A 15133-nucleotide genomic window follows, 5' to 3' on the forward strand; every position below is an offset into this window, starting at 1 on the left:
TTGCCTGCGATTGCCATTACCCGCGCAGGCGGGACGCCCGCGCCACTGGGGATTGTCCCAAAATTACCGGCCCCAAACCCCAGTTTATCAGCATATTTGCACAAACTCAGCCAAAATTATGTCAAACAATATGAAAAAACAACCTCTTTTTTTCACAGCCTTTTTAGGCAGCTTATTACTCATGTCTCCTGTTTTTTATGGCTGCAACTCCTCACCAAAAAAACAGGAAACAACCGCCGCAATTTCTCAATCCTCTCAGCAAAATTTGGAGGAACTTGCAAAATCTATTACCGTTAAAGTCATGGCCGGCCAATCGGGGGGAACGGGGACAATTATTAATAAAAAAGGTGATGTTTATAAAGTCTTAACAAATCAGCACGTCGTCAACCTTGGCACCCCCCACCGCATCCAAACTCCCAACGGCAATTTTTATGATGCAGAAATTGATAAAAATGTCAATAGTAAAGACAAAGATTTAGCGCTTTTGCAGTTTCGTTCCTCGGCAGATTATCAGGTAGCGGAATTTCCAGAAAATCTGGAAGAAAACGAGTTTTTTAAGGCTTTGAAAGTGGGGGATGAACTTGTGGCGGCGGGTTTTCCTTCGGAGCAAAATAATTTGAAAATTGCGCGGGGAAAAATTGCTGTGCTGCCAGAGAAATCCTTGCAGGGTGGTTATCGGCTGGGGTATGATAATGCTATTGAAAAAGGCATGAGTGGCGGGCCGGTTTTGAATAATCGCGGCGAATTAATTGCAGTTAATGGTAGAGATGCTTATCCGATTTTTGGCGATCCTTTTGTGTTTGAAGATAATTCGCGTCCGTCGGAAAAAGATAAAAATAAGATGATGGCTGTGAGTTGGGGGGTGGGGGTGCCGGTGTTGGCAAAATTGGCTCCCAGTTTAGTTGAAACTCAGGAATTAAGTTTAACAGGTATTCCCCATGATGTGAGGGAAATTGCTAAAAAAATTACGGTGCGAATTGATTTTCTTGGGGAGAATGGTTCAGGGGTGATTATTGCGAAAGAGGGGAGTAATTATTATGTTTTGACGGCGCATCATGTGGCATAAAATAAAAATAAAGAAGTTGTTACCCACGATGGAAAACGTTATCCGGTGAAGGAAAGTACGGTGAAATCTCTTGATCCGCAGGCTGATTTAGCGGAGTTGCAGTTTAGCAGTAATGAAAATTATCAAGTGGCAACTTTGGCGGATTATTATTTAGATAAAAAACGCTTTGTCTTTGCCTATGGTTGGGGAAAAGCTGATGGAAAAAAAGCCAAACCTAAGTTTACTCCGGGTTTTATTTGGAGTAAAGAGCAAGGTTCTATTTTTGCGAAAGATCCGGGTTCTTTGACTTATGGTTATGAGCTAGTTTATACGAATATAACTCAAGGGGGCATGAGTGGGGGGCCGGTTTTGGATATTCAAGGACGAGTGATTGGTATTCATGGACGCACGGAGGGAGATTACAGGGATAACATTCAGCTTGGCTATAGTTTAGGTGTGCCAATAAAAACTTTTCTGGCTGATTTTAAAGTCAGCAGAAAGTAAGTTAAAGATTAAGCAACAGTTGAGTGTGGAGACATCAATTCCTGATTCTGTTAACGAAGGCGATAAATTTTCAATTGATTGGGCTACATCATTTAACTTGGAAGCACCCCAGGATAAAACCAAGGCAAAAGATTGGATAAACTATGGCAATCAGTTGTCGCGAATTGGTTTATATAAAGAAGCTGTTGCTGCGTTTGATGAAGCTATTAAGTTAAATGGGGATTTAGAGCAAGCTTGGTATGCAAGGGGTTTAGCATTATCTTATAATCAGGAATATCAAAAAGCTTTTGAGTCTTTTGATAAAGCTACCCAAATTCACCCGCAATTTTATCAAGCTTGGCGTTGGCGTGGACTTTTATTACTTGGATTTTTAAACAATCCTGAAGAGGCTTTAAAATCTTTTGATAAGGCAATTGCTATTAATAAGCGCGATTTTACTTTGCAGTCATGGAGAGGGGCGAGCGTGTCACTTTTGCAATGAGTATCAATACTCGTGAACCCAGAATGACTTTTTTATTGCTGAGCAGTATAATAGGCGATAATTATCATCTCTTCCCACTTGATATATAATCCTGACACCTGAACAACAAGCAATTAAAACACATCTAGATGCTATTTCTGCGACACTGCCTTTTTTTCCTTTTGGCCGCTTCCCCTTGCTTTCTTCCATCCCCCTAACCCTATTCCTGCAACGATTTCAGCTTATAGCCATTTTATACCCAAAATCCATATAGAGGGTTACAGATGGCTATAAATGGTTATAGTTCAGGGCATAAAGAGGTAGGTAAAACCAAGCGTTGAAAACGGCTATAATGCTTACAGTGAAAGGATTTTAATTAATGGAGAATAGGGAACTCGAATCCCTGGCCTCTGCGGTGCGATGGAAGCGCTCACCCTTGACGGGGTAACGACTACAGCCTCTTATCCCTAAAATTCTACCAAACTTCTACCAATTTTCCCTAAAAAGAGAGATGGCCCACCAGGTAAGAGGCAAGCTTATGTGACAATTTCAACTGTCACAAGTAAGACGATTGACGAGATTCACACCGGCACCGGCTCACTCAAAAAATTTCTCTGCAAAAATTGAATCACTCCTCCCAAAATTGGCTTACCAGGCTTACCATCCTTACACAGCAAGGGTTCTTGGCTTACCCATTGGCTTACCACTGGCTTACCACTGGCTTACCCGGATCGGGTAAGCCAATTTAGCGAGGTAATAAAAAACCGCCCTGGTCACGGCGGCACTGAAGTTAATTTTGGTTTTCGGGTTCGGGTTCGGGGTCTGGGAGGTTGTCGATCCACTGCCTGAATCTTTCTTGCCAGTCTTGTGTCGCTCGTATCTTCTCTTTCTGGGCAAGCGTGACTCGACAAAAGACTTTCTCTGTAATAGCGGCATCGCCCTTTGACTTGAATCCGTAGAGTTTTATATCTGGGTTGCCACCAGGACGACCGCTTTTACCTTTTATTCCTGCCATGCTTTATTGTTCGGGGTGACTTGACTAAAACGCTGTCACCCATTATTATAATAAACATCAAGCTTAAAGCCAAGGGCAAACCCGGCAGAGATAGCAGCCTGCCAGTACAGAACACAACAACGACCTGCTCGCGCCGCAACTCGAAGCTTAAACCCCCGAAAACGCGAAAGACGCTGCTAGACCGATCAAAGTTAACAGCGCCTTTCTAAACCAAGCGGTAAAACCGCATTGCATACTTATGTTACCAAAACAAACACGACGGCGCAATTTTCTGCGCGGCTTACTTTCCGGTGGCTCCTTGGCTGCCGTGCCTCTCATCCTACCTTCTGCATCCCTTCCGCTTCCCAAAGGATTGCCGGCACCTAAATTCAAGATCGGGGATACCGTTTACTCCGAATTCATCCTTGACACCCCCCGCCCCAGTAAAACCGCGTGGTGGAAAGGCGTTATCTGTGGCATCATTTGGAGTCCTGAAGATATTGGCGAGTGGGGTTATGTGTGTCGATGGAATGAAACCTACTATGACGGCTACACTACCGAGTCTGACTTAGAAGACGACATGGCGCGGTTTAAACAGGAAGGGAAACTATGAAAACCATGCCTCCTGATTGGCCGATGCCTAAGTATTGGTTTGGCGACCGCCTTTGCCTGACCGAGCAGATTGCCGATGACCTGGTGATTGTTGAGCGAACCGGCATTGTAACCGGCATCAAGTACAACCCAACTCACGGCTACACCTACTCACTTGAGTGGGACAACTTTCCTTCTGACACCTTTACCTACGCAGAACACGAACTCATAACCGAGGGGGATTTGGTATGAAGCGACTCAACAAAGCCACTACAACCCGCGTCTCATCAAAGGCAAAGCAATCCAAGAAAATCTCCTTAACCCCCCTTGAGGAGCGAGTGCTTAAGCTTTTTATTGACCTTGAAACTGACTGGGTTGCTATCACTCAGATAGAGCCAGGCGATGAGAAGTTGTTAATCAAAAGCCTACGTTCTCTTGAGCGTAAAAACTTCATCACCTACTATGCCTCTGATTATGAAGTTGAGCTTTTGAAGGACGGTGCTCAGTGGCTGAAGGATTGGGGGTTAATAAAGGATTTTGAGATTTTCAGTCCGCGTAAGTCTCCGCCCTATATCCCTCCCTATGTCTGTGTAGTTACTTGGGATGATTAACTTTGGAGGATAAAAATGAAGAGAAAATACGATTCGGACAAGCTAGAAAAGGCACTCAAAGAAATAGAAAGGCTGCTGTCAACAAAAATCGAGGGAATCGCCTTCTACTGCGACGGCGAAGACCGTGACAAACAGCTAGACTACTACTTTGAGGAAGTGAGAAAGCTTTTGAAGCCAAGCAATCTAAAAGCCTGATATTGTCGGGGGCGGGTTTTCACTCGCCCGCTTTACTCGCAAATAGATATAGCCCGACCAGTGGCAAAAATGGCAACCCTCGTCACAACAATATTCTTTCTCAAGTCCATCTGTCCAGTGATTACCAGGAAAATCGTCTCCATAGTCTAGGCTTTTGTTGATCATACTTCCTCTTGGATTGGAGGCAAGCAAAGGGCATCCAAACTCACCTCAATACTAAAATCAAAATCCATGATAATTATTCCATCTGTACTCATAAAACGGCACTTAGGGGGGTATTCGCGTAAAATTTCACACTCAAAGCATTGGTCTGCTGACACTGGTAGGTTTAGCTTAAAGACTAGGCTTGCAATTAAATCTCGTTTAATTTGTTCAAGCATTTTTTTGCTCCTGTGAAAGAAAATCAACCAACATATCCTCTGGTAAATCCTCAAGAATGTACATTAAACCCTCCCTAATGTAATGCCCCTAAAATTTGATTGAGTAGAAAGTCCAAAACATTGAAGCCATAACCGCTACTAATGAGGGTCTTAATACCTTCAATTGCAGGGACTAATCGGTTTAACATTTGTAGGGTAGCTTCATCTCGCTGGTAGTCAACCGAAACTAATCTATCCTCTAATGAATACGCTGTTATTGCTAAAAGTAGCTGCTTTTCTTCAAGGGAGAGTCCTTGGAAATAGCTACCATATTTAGCCTCAAGAGATTGCAATGCTGTAGCTGCTGGCTCTTGTTCGATTATTAGGTAATAACTTAATGGTTTTGGCATGATGCTCCTTTTTGAAGTAAACCGGCACCTTGCATGAAAAAGTGCCGGCAGAGTAAGAGAAAAGGTTATTGACTGCTTTGCGGCTCCGCCCTATCCCGCAGTCTTGATAGGGCTGTAATGGTTTATTTGGTAGCTTCAGATACTTGCTCTTGCACTGTATCCCATTCAACAGCCTGTGCAAATTCAGCGACTTTCTGGTTTATCCAGTTGCAAAATTCGGGTTCAAAATCTATATCGGAAGCCTCATAATAACCGTCTTCAAAATCCCCCTCTTTGATTAACTTTGCCTGATTTTGAACGAATTGTTTCAGTAAATCGTCTAAACGACTCTCAAACAATAATTCGTTTTTCATCGCTACTCCTTAAATAAAAGAACCGGCACCCGACAAGATGCCGACAGTGAACCTCAAAAATGTTCCTCATCCGAAGAGACGGCGATCAATTCTTCGATAGCAGCCTCCATTTCTTGCATCTTTCCCAAGATTTGCTGGTGATGCTTCTTTGCCTGCTCCAGTCTCTGTCGTAGGCGCTCTTCGTGAGCTTCTACATAGGCCAAGTGAGAGCGCTGAAGTTCTCTCAATTGGCCCACTATTTTCCCAATATTTCCCTCTGTTCGCTGGTCAAGGTTTGCTCTGCTTCCATCTGTCCTAGCGCCATCTGAGTTATTAACTGAGTGCGATTCAACCCCATCGACTGCGCCTTGCGGTCGAAAGCATCCCATAGATCCTTGTCTATCCGAATCGTTGCGTTTACCTGCTGTTTTTTCATCTCGGATGTCCATCTTTGTTTATCCCCCATCATTTTGCACGGGCAGGTTGACTTTGGAAAGTACCCGTGCAAACATATTATTACATCTGCACGGGCAATTACTCAAAAAACCTTAAAAAGCCAGCAGTAACAGGAAAAAATGAAAAAACCAAGTCAAGCGACCGTAGCGACGATTGCTGAATTAGAGCAAATGACCGTCGCAGAGTTAATCCAATATTGCAAAGACAACGGGTTAATCGGTTACTCAACCGCTAAGCGCTCTGGCAAAAAGGCTCTGATTGAATGGATCTACGAGAAATTCAGCGAGAGTTACTTTGCTGCCAGGGATGCCATCACGTCCGAGGCTGAGCAGGCGCTAGATGTGGTGGCCGGTGATGTTGGTGAAGTTGAGGTGCCGGTGCCGCCGGATCAGGATGAAGATGAGGATGACGAGCCGGGTGCTGAACGAGTGATTACCGCTGCCGACACAGACGAAACCGCCAACGAAATCATCTGTTTATCCGTAGAGCCGGCGATGGCGTACGCGATAGCAAACCTAGAGAAGTCAATCGAAAATCGGAGTTGGCGCACTAATTACACGGGTTGGCTGTACATTCATGCCAGCAAATCCAAAACTCACTACCACGCCCACCGCCGCTACATTGAATCGTTGGGGATGAAATGCCCTGATTGGGAAGATTTACCGAAGGGTTGCCTAGTATGCCGGGTGTGGCTTGATCGAGTATCAGCAGCACCGGCCATAGGGAACGAATCAACGCCCTGGGGGATAACAGGGCAATATTGGTGGATACTGCGGAATCCCCAACCGGTTAAGCATATTCCGATGAAAGGAAAGCTTGGCTTGTTTTCTGCTGAGATGCCGCCGGAGCAGATCGACATCGAGGGCGCCGGCAAGGCAGAGGTCAAGAGCGTTGACTTTTCCCCACCCCTAAAGATTGGCGGCAAAGTAAAAATCCACTGCAAAGACATCCTTATAAATGGCAAAGAGGGCATACTACTCGGTGCGGGTGACGACTTAGCGAGGGTTGGCATTCCCGAAGGTGAGTACATTGTTTCCCTAGCCAACCTCACCCCTGTTGCCACTGAGAAGGTAGAGCCTCAAAAGCCATTCTTTAAGATAGGCGATCACGTTCTAATTAACGGCTACCTACTAGACGGCCAAAGAGCAATCGTTCTTGACGTGATAGGAAATGTTTGCTTAGTTGCAACGCTCAATAACGCCCAACAGTACAGCATCCCCTCAGAAGCTTTGCGGTTGGTATCCGTCCCCGCGTCCGAGGTTCAGAAAAAGAAACTTACAACAGCGGTTAACCTTCTGCTTGGAAAGATTCTCTTAGCTACACAACAATCAGCCCCTAACTCCTTCGTTGAAAATAATCACCTCATAGAATCTGCGGTAGTGCTTTTGAATGACTTGGCAGCAAACCAACTCGCAATTAAGTTCGCCGCACAATATGTAACTGCAATGAGTGTGGATTCAAAAGAAATCAACGACTACTTGCAGAAGAACTTTCGCGAGGATAAGGATGCCTGTTTTCCAAGAGAAAAGCTTCCCCAGTTTGCGTTTGAAATAACCGAGGTTGAATACATAGAGGAGGCTTTGGACGCAACAGAAACGCATTTTCTCACCCTCGCCAAAAACGAATCATTATCTTTCTGTGGGTACGCAAACCTTAAGACAGGCAAAGCGTTTACGGCCTGCGGTGGCGAGTTTTTCGTTTCATTAAAGTTTGCCCAACTCAGGCTTTTAACAAAGGCTGAAATTTTAGTGGAGGCAAGGAGAAAATAAAATTATGCGAACATGGCATGACATGACAGAGGACGAAAAGCGAATTGCGCTTACTTTCATAGAACATCACCTCAACTTCTGGAAAGACGATCCTAACGCCTACCAATATATTCAAATAAAGGTTATAGGCGGTCGTGAGGGCGATGTTAAAAGAGTCGTTAATTCCATTAGTAAATGCTTGGAAATAAGCGAACAATCAAAGCTGCACAAATGCTCCCTAGAGATAGATCCAGAAGTAAGAGTGGCTAAACAGCGAGAAACCAGGTGTTATCGCCAATACTTAAAAGTCTATTTACCCCGTCAAGATCCAATGGAAGTTTACGAGGAAACTATTGCAGCCCTCAAATCAGAAATTCGGGATCTAGAGATGCAGTGCGCTAACCTCTATTCTCGCTTGGAAGCAATGAAAACACACAGGACTATTTTGTAGCAAAAAAACGGGGGAATCCCCCCCCAACCACACTCTTAAAAACATTCTTGTACAGTTATGGTAACACAGAAAGCGGGTCTTGTTCAAGCATCAAAAAGCAATCCTTGTCCCCATTGTGGCAAAACATCTTGGTGTTATTTTCTAGGCGATGAAATCTCAGTTTGCAAGAAAGAGCAGCCCCCGGCAGTAGGCTGGGAAGATGTAGGAAAATTCGATACAGAAGGCTCTCCTATGTATGTAAGGCAACGTGAAAAGCCTGCATATACCGGAGAGAAAAAAACCACATATTACCCTTACACATTAAGAGACGGCACAGACAATCTAAGAGTACGCCGCATTGATTCCCCTGGTAAAGAAAAAGACATTAAACCTGAACATTTAAACCCAGAAACGGGGGAGTGGAAGACAGGCTTCGGACATTACAAGCGCTCTGATATTCGTATCTATAGATACCAAGAGACTCGCGAAGCAATAGATAGGGAATTACCCATTGTTATTTGTGAAGGGGAGGGAAAAGTTGATGCTTTAAGGGAAAAAGGGCTCGCCGCCTGTTGTAACATCGGAGGCTCTAAAAAGTGGCGTAAAACCGATACGATGGATCTGGTAGGGGCTAAAGAAGTTTACATCGCCCCTGATTGCGATAAACCAGGAATTGAACACGCCAAACTACTTTTAAAAGAATTTCCGCAAGCCAAGTTCTTATTGCCATTCAAAGAGTCACCTCGCTGGGAAAATATCCCAGAAAAACACGGGGTAGACATCAAAAACTACTTAGATGATTACCAATCACTGAGTGGAGAAGAAATCATCCAGCAACTAACTGTAGAACCTGCTGATGCTCCTTTTTTAGATAAGCTAGAGTTCCCGAAATTTGACAGCGACAGCCCCAAACCAGAGCGGAATTACGAAAACGAACCCAGAGAAGTTGCCAAAATTTACACCCAAAAAGCACTTGATGAACTTTATCAGGGGCATTGGATTGCCGTCGGGGGAGAGCTTTATAAGTGGAACGGCACACACTATGAACTGCAAGCAGAAGAATCAGAGCGCCCCCGCATAGCCAGATGGTTGAACAAATATTCAGAATTTACCAGACGAGGGCCGGCGCACAATCGCGCAAAAACGGGTGCGGTTTCTGAGGTTTTTTCGTGGGCCGTCAGCAACTTTACCATCTCACCCGATAAGGTTAACCCAGCCGGCCTTAATTGCCGTAATGGTGTCGTAGAGATTCGCTGGGAAGGTAAGCGAGCAACGTGGGAACTTCTACCCCATAGCCCAGAGAAATACTATATTTACTGCTCTGATATTGAATTCAACCCAGAAGCCCACAAGGAAGATTGCGAAAAACTGCTATCCTGTCTGCCGGCACCGCAACGCAAAATATTCTTACAAACAATCGCCGCCGCCCTTGACCTCCCCACTATTCGTAAGTATCGCGGTCGAATGGTTCGCTTGTTGGTTGCCTACGGTTCAGGCAGTAACGGTAAAGACACATTGAGGGAAGCGGTAGAAATTATCTTCGGGCGTGGCATGACCGCAGCCAGCTTATCTGATTTCCAAGCTTACGACCAGGGGCGAAAATTTCCCCTCGCCAAATTAGACGGCTCGTTAATCAACTGGCCTAGCGAAAATAGCCAGTTTGCCACCCTCGACAACATCCAAAGCATTAAGCAGTTCGCAACGGGTGACCCGTTGTGGATTGAGCGAAAAAATAAAGATGAGTACCGCTACAACCCCCGTGCCATAGGGATTTTTAGCTGTAATGACCTGCCTATTATTAGGGGTGCGAATGAAGCTATTCGTAGCCGGTGGGCTTTCCTCAAGTTCCCCTACACCTTCAAAGAAAACGCTAAGCCCGCATTGGGAGAGATAGAAGTTGACCCGCGTTTTAAGTATGACCCTGACTTTTTAAAGAGCAAGGTGGCGCCGGCACTGCTCAACGAAATCTTAGGAGCGCTACAAACTCTCTTAGAAGAGGGTATCAACTACGAGCCGTGCGCTGAAGCCTTGGAAGAAGCGCAACAGGAAGGCAATCACCTACGGCAGTTTGCCAAAGATGTCGGATTGGTTGAGATGCCTGGTCAAAAAGTTTACGTCAATGACCTCTGGGAAAAACTCAGAGCGTGGTATCTCGAAACCGGCACCGCAGAGAAGGAAGAGGGGCGTGACCGCCTACTGTGGAACGAGTTTCCCAACAAATACGATAAGCCTATCAAAGCTCCAAACCAAATCAGGGCAAGATTTGGCGAGATTTTTAAGTGCACATTTGGGAAAGAGGGTCGACATGGGGAGGGGAAAAATCGAGCTTATTTGAGCGGAATCTGCTTCAGTGACTTACCCGATCCGGGTAAGCCAGTGGTAAGCCAATGGGTAAGCCAATGGGTAAGCCAAGAACCCTTGCTGTGTAAGGATGGTAAGCCTGGTAAGCCAATTTTGGGGGAAGTGATTCAATTTTTGCAGAACAATTTTTCTGCGGAAGAGAAGGCAGAAATCTGTAAAGCTATCTGTCAGTGCGAGTCAAAGTCTGACTCAGTAAGGGATTTCGACGAAACACTCGTTAATTTACCCGAACCGGTGCCGGCAGAACCCACAGAAAAATTCACCCTTGATGAAGAAGCCCTAAACTATCTGGTTGCCGACTTAGAGAAGGCCGCCAAAGAGCAGTCCTCTTGGGATGAGGTGAAAGGTTGGGTGAAGTTTGTTGAGGGTGAGACTATGGAAAAAGCATGGCCTCACTTGTCAAAAGAGGCAAAAACTTACTTTCACTCAATTAAGCCGACAACACCCGAACCGGCACCAGAGCCGACAGTTGAAACCACAGAACCCGAACCCGAAGTTACACCCGAACCCGAAGTTACACCCGAACCCCAACCGGCACGACAACCTGAAATCCCACCACCGGGTCAACTAAACGACAGAGTAAAAAGTATGGGCCATTGGGGACTGACGGGAACGATCACCCACATCTATGAAGGCAAACAGGCTGGCAAAGTAATGGTGGAGTGGGACGCCAAAAGTAAAGGCGAACCAAAGACATCAGAAATTATGAAGATGTCAGCCCTCGAACTTTTCCACCGTAAACCACGTTGGGAAAAGAACCCATCTGAGGGAAAACACAGGCCCGGCCCGATTCATAGGTTTACCAACTTTATGCCCGGACAAACATTTGTGTCACAAACAGGGAGGCAGATCGGCAAGATATTAAAAGGTTGTTCTGGTGGGCTTATCATCCTAGACTTTGCCTCTGGGGAAGAGAGAAAGCTGACATATGACGAGATTGATTTGATGCAATATCAACGAGAGTGGAGACTTCCCAAAAACTGGGAAGAAGGGTACAAAATTACTGGCATCCCCGGCAAGGACGCCACATATTCGGCGGTGCTTCTGTATGTTGCCGGAAGATGGGAATGCCACATAGTCAAGGGTGAAATTGAATCAGTAAAAGCATTTATCGGAAAAACGCCCAAAATTTACACTTACAATGAGGCCAAAGATTGGTTGGAATCTTGTGGAGATTCGTTTTTAAAGAATGAATAAAAGACACGAGTAAAGCGTCAGCCTACAAAAAGCCCCCTACTCGCTAGGGGGTTCTGTTGACTCCTCAGATTTCCGCCTCTACTGCTTTTTAATCAAACTAAGGCAGTAGAGGTTATCAATGGCGCTTATCTGTTTGATAGTTCGTCGGTTAATTCGAGTTTGGTTGGGCGCATAATAAGTCAGGACAAAATAAAAGATTGATTAATCCACAGCAACAAAAGAAAGGGAAAGTTGCACAGCTTCGTTAGCACTCAAACTAGAGACACCTAAAGCACCGGAAGGGCTAATAGCTATATGACAAGTCGTTACACCCCCGTTTGTTAAAAATCTAGGCGCAATAAAGCCTGCTATTTGAGCCGGTCTAAATCCTGTCGGCAAAACTAACGGAAACCCATAATCACTGAAATTAACTGAAACGCTAATATATCCCTCTACAAGCACGGTTTGGCCAATTTTTCTACATCTAGCTGGTCTATTGACAGAAAGAAGACTCCACCCTGAATTAAGACTTAGGTTAATCCATCCAGAATCTTGAAAAAAAACACTAGGTTTATTTACAATTCTTTCCCACGTTAACTCACTATCTCTAGCAATCGCCGGATCTATCTGATTCTCAGGGATTGGGCCTCTAACTCTTCTCAGCATAAATAAAACCGCCTCCCTAGGAAGCGGCATAAAGTTTTCTATAAACGAATTCCAGGAGCAATACCGACTTTCACAGCCTGACCTGTTCCCGCCGCGGTGCCGGCAACAATTCTGTCTCCAGTTATCCACTCGCTCCACTGCATACCAGGATCGAGACTAAAGGTGCTGTTAGTTGCGCTGGGGTTTGTTGGTGTTGCCCCACTGCCAGTGCCAACCAAGAGAAAAATAGCGGACGTTCCTTCATTGGTTATTGTTACGTGCCTAGGGGCGGTAGGCGTTGCCACAGCGGGTACCAATTCTACCCCAGCAGCAATGTTTGTGACGCTAACGGAGGTTGTGGTTGTGGCGTCGGGAAACCATTGCGTACTGTTAAAGGCTGTGTTTCGTGTTTGAAAAATCGCCATAAGCTTACCTATGTAAAATCGCTGAACGCCCTTGTAAAATCATCACCGCTATCATTAGTGGACTGCCTTTTGATGTACCCGTGATGTACTGATAAGAAACCTTCAATATCTGCTATTTTGCTTGCATTCTCAGCTTGCTTGAACTTAGCTATAGATGCTAGGGACTTTAACTTAAATTCTAGGTTGTTGATTTCAGTTGCTAGATTATCTATGCTCTTCTCTAAGTCTCTCTTGTTTCGGTGTTGAGCATTAACTATGTTCACGATAATAGTTACAACAGCAGCCGCACCTACAATGAAAGCGAAAAATTCAGTTGCCGACATTTTAGATAGGATATCGGCAAGAAATAAGGGGTGGTTAATCACATCGTTAAATACTTTGGTTGGTGAGTTTTTAAGGGAGGTTTGAGCCTCCCCTTGACAATAGTTGACGTTTATTGAAACAAAGACTCATTATTTCATGGCTAATACTCTCCTCAAAAGACCGTGCTTTTGGTAATGAATAGATTGCGCTTAACTAACGTCTAGTTATTAGCAAACTGACTACTTAGAGAAGGGTTCAAACTGGATACTTGCCAAGCCCTGACCTTTCTTTGTAGCCATTTTAATAGACTGACCCTTATAAATTCCCGCCTCACTCTCGCCTGGCTTCAAAGAAAAGCGATGATTGCCTATTGCGGGATTAGCGATTCCTAGCCATACAAATATCTCGGCGTTGCCAGTATTTTTAACGGACAATAATTCGAGACTCTTAGGGGGTTCCACAGCAGAGAGAGTAAATACCCCCGACTTGATATCGGGGACTTCAAAGGTGTGCGTCATAAACTATTAGGGAATCGGTGCGGACAGCAATTTCTCAATAAACTTCATATTTTCGCCTTGGTACAAGAGGCTGTTGACCGAGGGTACGGCTGCAAGCAATTCTCCGACGCTGATAATAAAATCTTCGTCATTCTCACATACCGGCATCTTGGATTGCTGACTCCGCACCGCCCCGTCTAATGCGTCCGTCCAGAGGCTTTTAACTACATAGTGTCGCGGCTCACTTGGGGAATTATCGTTTGTTCGCGGGCTACTGGTGTTGTCAATACCAACGGCAACAGCATCAGTGTAATGAGGGGGCGCCGCCGGTGGCGTTACACTTGTCTGCATTGAAAATTTGTCGATTTTTTCCCGCCCATCGTCGCTGTCGTATTCCATACGTCCAGAAAAGCGGCGCCGTTGGTTTAGACGCGGTGCGTCCATAGTCGTCACTTTGTCGGTTGGCAATACGAGCCAGTCGTAGATATCTCGCCAACGCTCACCCACAAGGTCAATTCGATTGACACGGTAAGAGCCGATAGCTTGAATGGCTCCGCGTACAGCTTCTGCGGTGGGGATTATGTTGAGCCTGTCGCGGACAATAATCTCAATCGTTGCCCTGTTTCCCGCCGGATCTCGCATGGTGAATTTTAATCGCCGGGGGTCGAAGATTTTCTCCAAAACGTCTTTCACCAGCTTAGGGGCCAGTTCGGGGGTGTAAGGGGTTGCCCCGGCAGCACTCGCTATTGGTGCCATTTGAGCGTGACTAAGTCCCGGCCACACATTGTATCTGCCCACCCAATCTATCGACAATCCTATGTCCGTTATATAAGTGGAGGTGCCTTCAAAAACATAGACAACTTGATCAGCCATTAGCTATCACCCCCTTCGTTGGATTCAGCCAGCTTCTTTGCGTTTTCGATGGCGGGGATGCTATCAGCTTTCTTCGCATTTTCGGTGGCGAGAAGACCATCAACTCCGTACATTCTGTCAGGTAGGCTGGGGAGTTGCTGGCCTTCTTCTGGGGTCATTATGTAGGTGTAAACAATCTTCCAGCGCTTTGCGTCTTTCGGGAAAGACAGCATCTGCGCTCTTCCACCACCTTCGATAGAGAGCCGCTGCCCCCGATCTTGTGGGAAACCTTGATAAAAGTTTTCCAGTATTGCTTTTAGTAGATACTTGGGGTTTTTAGCTTGCTCTGCCGTCAGCCCTAGTTCTTCTAGGGTGAAGCTCACTCCTGTTTCGTTTAATTCCATTTGTCATCATCCTCAAGATACAACCCTACGATAAACGCCGAACGCTCGCAAAATCAAGGGTTTGAGGTAAAAAACTCCGAGTCGTATCTTAGAGGCAAAGGTGGTTTTAGGTATCGATCCGCTACTGTCCTATGGACTGGCACAAAGTGAACCATCGCTGACAACATTCAGTTCAAAGTCGGCACCGGCTCACTCAAAACCATCTAGCTTGACTGTGACAATTTCAACTGTCACAAAGTGATCCACCCCCCACCAGTGGATCACTTGTGGATCACTTTCTCAAATCCTTACAGGGCAAGGTTTACAGCTAGAGGTGATCCACTGATCCGCCTTTT

General features: G+C 45.5%; 20 protein-coding genes and 1 pseudogene. 10 read left to right on the forward strand and 11 right to left on the reverse strand.

Features of this window, described 5'->3' with window-relative positions:
- The first annotated feature begins 181 nt into the window (after positions 1–181).
- From NG798_RS00490 to NG798_RS00500, 3 genes and pseudogenes are all read left to right on the forward strand, one after another.
- Positions 182–1066: a serine protease gene (locus NG798_RS00490; RefSeq protein ID WP_261219816.1), complete on the forward strand. Its 885-nt coding sequence runs from the start codon at positions 182–184 to the stop codon at positions 1064–1066.
- 24 nt (positions 1067–1090) lie between these two features.
- Positions 1091–1549, forward strand: a pseudogene (locus NG798_RS00495) (serine protease); the annotation flags it as partial.
- Between the two features lie 25 nt (positions 1550–1574).
- Positions 1575–2030, forward strand: coding sequence for a tetratricopeptide repeat protein (locus tag NG798_RS00500; RefSeq protein ID WP_261219817.1), 456 nt, complete (start codon positions 1575–1577; stop codon positions 2028–2030).
- 560 nt (positions 2031–2590) lie between these two features.
- On the opposite strand, the gene NG798_RS00505 is transcribed toward NG798_RS00500, so the two are convergent.
- Both NG798_RS00505 and NG798_RS00510 read right to left on the reverse strand, forming a co-directional pair.
- Complete coding sequence (locus NG798_RS00505) at positions 2591–2716, reverse strand: hypothetical protein (RefSeq protein ID WP_261219818.1); 126 nt, start codon at positions 2714–2716, stop codon at positions 2591–2593.
- 83 nt (positions 2717–2799) lie between these two features.
- Entirely contained in the window at positions 2800–3024 is a 225-nt protein-coding gene (locus NG798_RS00510; protein WP_261219819.1) for a hypothetical protein, read from the reverse strand.
- A 238-nt stretch (positions 3025–3262) separates the two neighbouring features.
- Between NG798_RS00510 and NG798_RS00515 the strand changes: the two genes are divergently transcribed.
- The 4 genes from NG798_RS00515 to NG798_RS00530 are packed head-to-tail and all read left to right on the forward strand — an operon-like array spanning position 3263 to position 4400.
- Positions 3263–3616: a hypothetical protein gene (locus tag NG798_RS00515; RefSeq protein WP_261219820.1), complete on the forward strand. Its 354-nt coding sequence runs from the start codon at positions 3263–3265 to the stop codon at positions 3614–3616.
- Positions 3613–3846, forward strand: a complete 234-nt coding sequence (locus NG798_RS00520) for a hypothetical protein (protein ID WP_261219821.1) — start codon at positions 3613–3615, stop codon at positions 3844–3846. Before NG798_RS00515 ends, NG798_RS00520 begins: the two co-directional genes overlap by 4 nt.
- Entirely contained in the window at positions 3843–4205 is a 363-nt protein-coding gene (locus NG798_RS00525) for a hypothetical protein (RefSeq protein WP_261219822.1), read from the forward strand. Before NG798_RS00520 ends, NG798_RS00525 begins: the two co-directional genes overlap by 4 nt.
- Positions 4206–4220: 15 nt before the next feature.
- A complete protein-coding gene (locus tag NG798_RS00530) occupies positions 4221–4400 on the forward strand; it encodes a hypothetical protein (protein WP_261219824.1) in 180 nt (59 codons plus the stop codon).
- Between the two features lie 161 nt (positions 4401–4561).
- Here the strand turns inward: NG798_RS00530 and NG798_RS00535 are convergent, their stop codons facing one another.
- The 4 genes from NG798_RS00535 to NG798_RS00550 form a co-directional block, all read right to left on the reverse strand.
- Positions 4562–4780 carry a hypothetical protein gene (locus NG798_RS00535; RefSeq protein WP_261219825.1) on the reverse strand — a complete coding sequence of 73 codons (219 nt, stop codon included), beginning with the start codon at positions 4778–4780 and terminating at the stop codon, positions 4562–4564.
- Positions 4781–4854: 74 nt separating this feature from the next.
- Positions 4855–5169: a hypothetical protein gene (locus tag NG798_RS00540; protein ID WP_261219827.1), complete on the reverse strand. Its 315-nt coding sequence runs from the start codon at positions 5167–5169 to the stop codon at positions 4855–4857.
- A gap of 122 nt (positions 5170–5291) precedes the next feature.
- Entirely contained in the window at positions 5292–5522 is a 231-nt protein-coding gene (locus NG798_RS00545) for a hypothetical protein (protein WP_261219829.1), read from the reverse strand.
- A gap of 53 nt (positions 5523–5575) precedes the next feature.
- Positions 5576–5950, reverse strand: a complete 375-nt coding sequence (locus NG798_RS00550; protein WP_261219830.1) for a hypothetical protein — start codon at positions 5948–5950, stop codon at positions 5576–5578.
- Positions 5951–6076: 126 nt separating this feature from the next.
- Between NG798_RS00550 and NG798_RS00555 the strand changes: the two genes are divergently transcribed.
- The 3 genes from NG798_RS00555 to NG798_RS00565 are packed head-to-tail and all read left to right on the forward strand — an operon-like array spanning position 6077 to position 11693.
- Positions 6077–7726: a hypothetical protein gene (locus tag NG798_RS00555; RefSeq protein WP_261219832.1), complete on the forward strand. Its 1650-nt coding sequence runs from the start codon at positions 6077–6079 to the stop codon at positions 7724–7726.
- A gap of 4 nt (positions 7727–7730) precedes the next feature.
- A complete protein-coding gene (locus tag NG798_RS00560) occupies positions 7731–8156 on the forward strand; it encodes a hypothetical protein (protein ID WP_261219834.1) in 426 nt (141 codons plus the stop codon).
- A 57-nt stretch (positions 8157–8213) separates the two neighbouring features.
- A complete protein-coding gene (locus tag NG798_RS00565) occupies positions 8214–11693 on the forward strand; it encodes a DUF5906 domain-containing protein (protein ID WP_261219836.1) in 3480 nt (1159 codons plus the stop codon).
- A gap of 201 nt (positions 11694–11894) precedes the next feature.
- Here the strand turns inward: NG798_RS00565 and NG798_RS00570 are convergent, their stop codons facing one another.
- The 5 genes from NG798_RS00570 to NG798_RS00590 form a co-directional block, all read right to left on the reverse strand.
- Entirely contained in the window at positions 11895–12338 is a 444-nt protein-coding gene (locus tag NG798_RS00570) for a hypothetical protein (RefSeq protein WP_261219838.1), read from the reverse strand.
- A 38-nt stretch (positions 12339–12376) separates the two neighbouring features.
- A complete protein-coding gene (locus tag NG798_RS00575; protein ID WP_261219840.1) occupies positions 12377–12742 on the reverse strand; it encodes a hypothetical protein in 366 nt (121 codons plus the stop codon).
- 8 nt (positions 12743–12750) lie between these two features.
- Entirely contained in the window at positions 12751–13065 is a 315-nt protein-coding gene (locus NG798_RS00580; RefSeq protein ID WP_261219841.1) for a hypothetical protein, read from the reverse strand.
- Positions 13066–13569: 504 nt separating this feature from the next.
- Complete coding sequence (locus NG798_RS00585; RefSeq protein ID WP_261219842.1) at positions 13570–14415, reverse strand: hypothetical protein; 846 nt, start codon at positions 14413–14415, stop codon at positions 13570–13572.
- Positions 14415–14798 (reverse strand): hypothetical protein, encoded by a 384-nt coding sequence (locus tag NG798_RS00590; RefSeq protein WP_261219843.1) that lies wholly within the window; start codon positions 14796–14798, stop codon positions 14415–14417. Before NG798_RS00590 ends, NG798_RS00585 begins: the two co-directional genes overlap by 1 nt.
- Positions 14799–15133 lie beyond the last annotated feature (335 nt).

Source organism: Ancylothrix sp. D3o, from assembly GCF_025370775.1.
Taxonomy (GTDB): domain Bacteria; phylum Cyanobacteriota; class Cyanobacteriia; order Cyanobacteriales; family Oscillatoriaceae; genus Ancylothrix.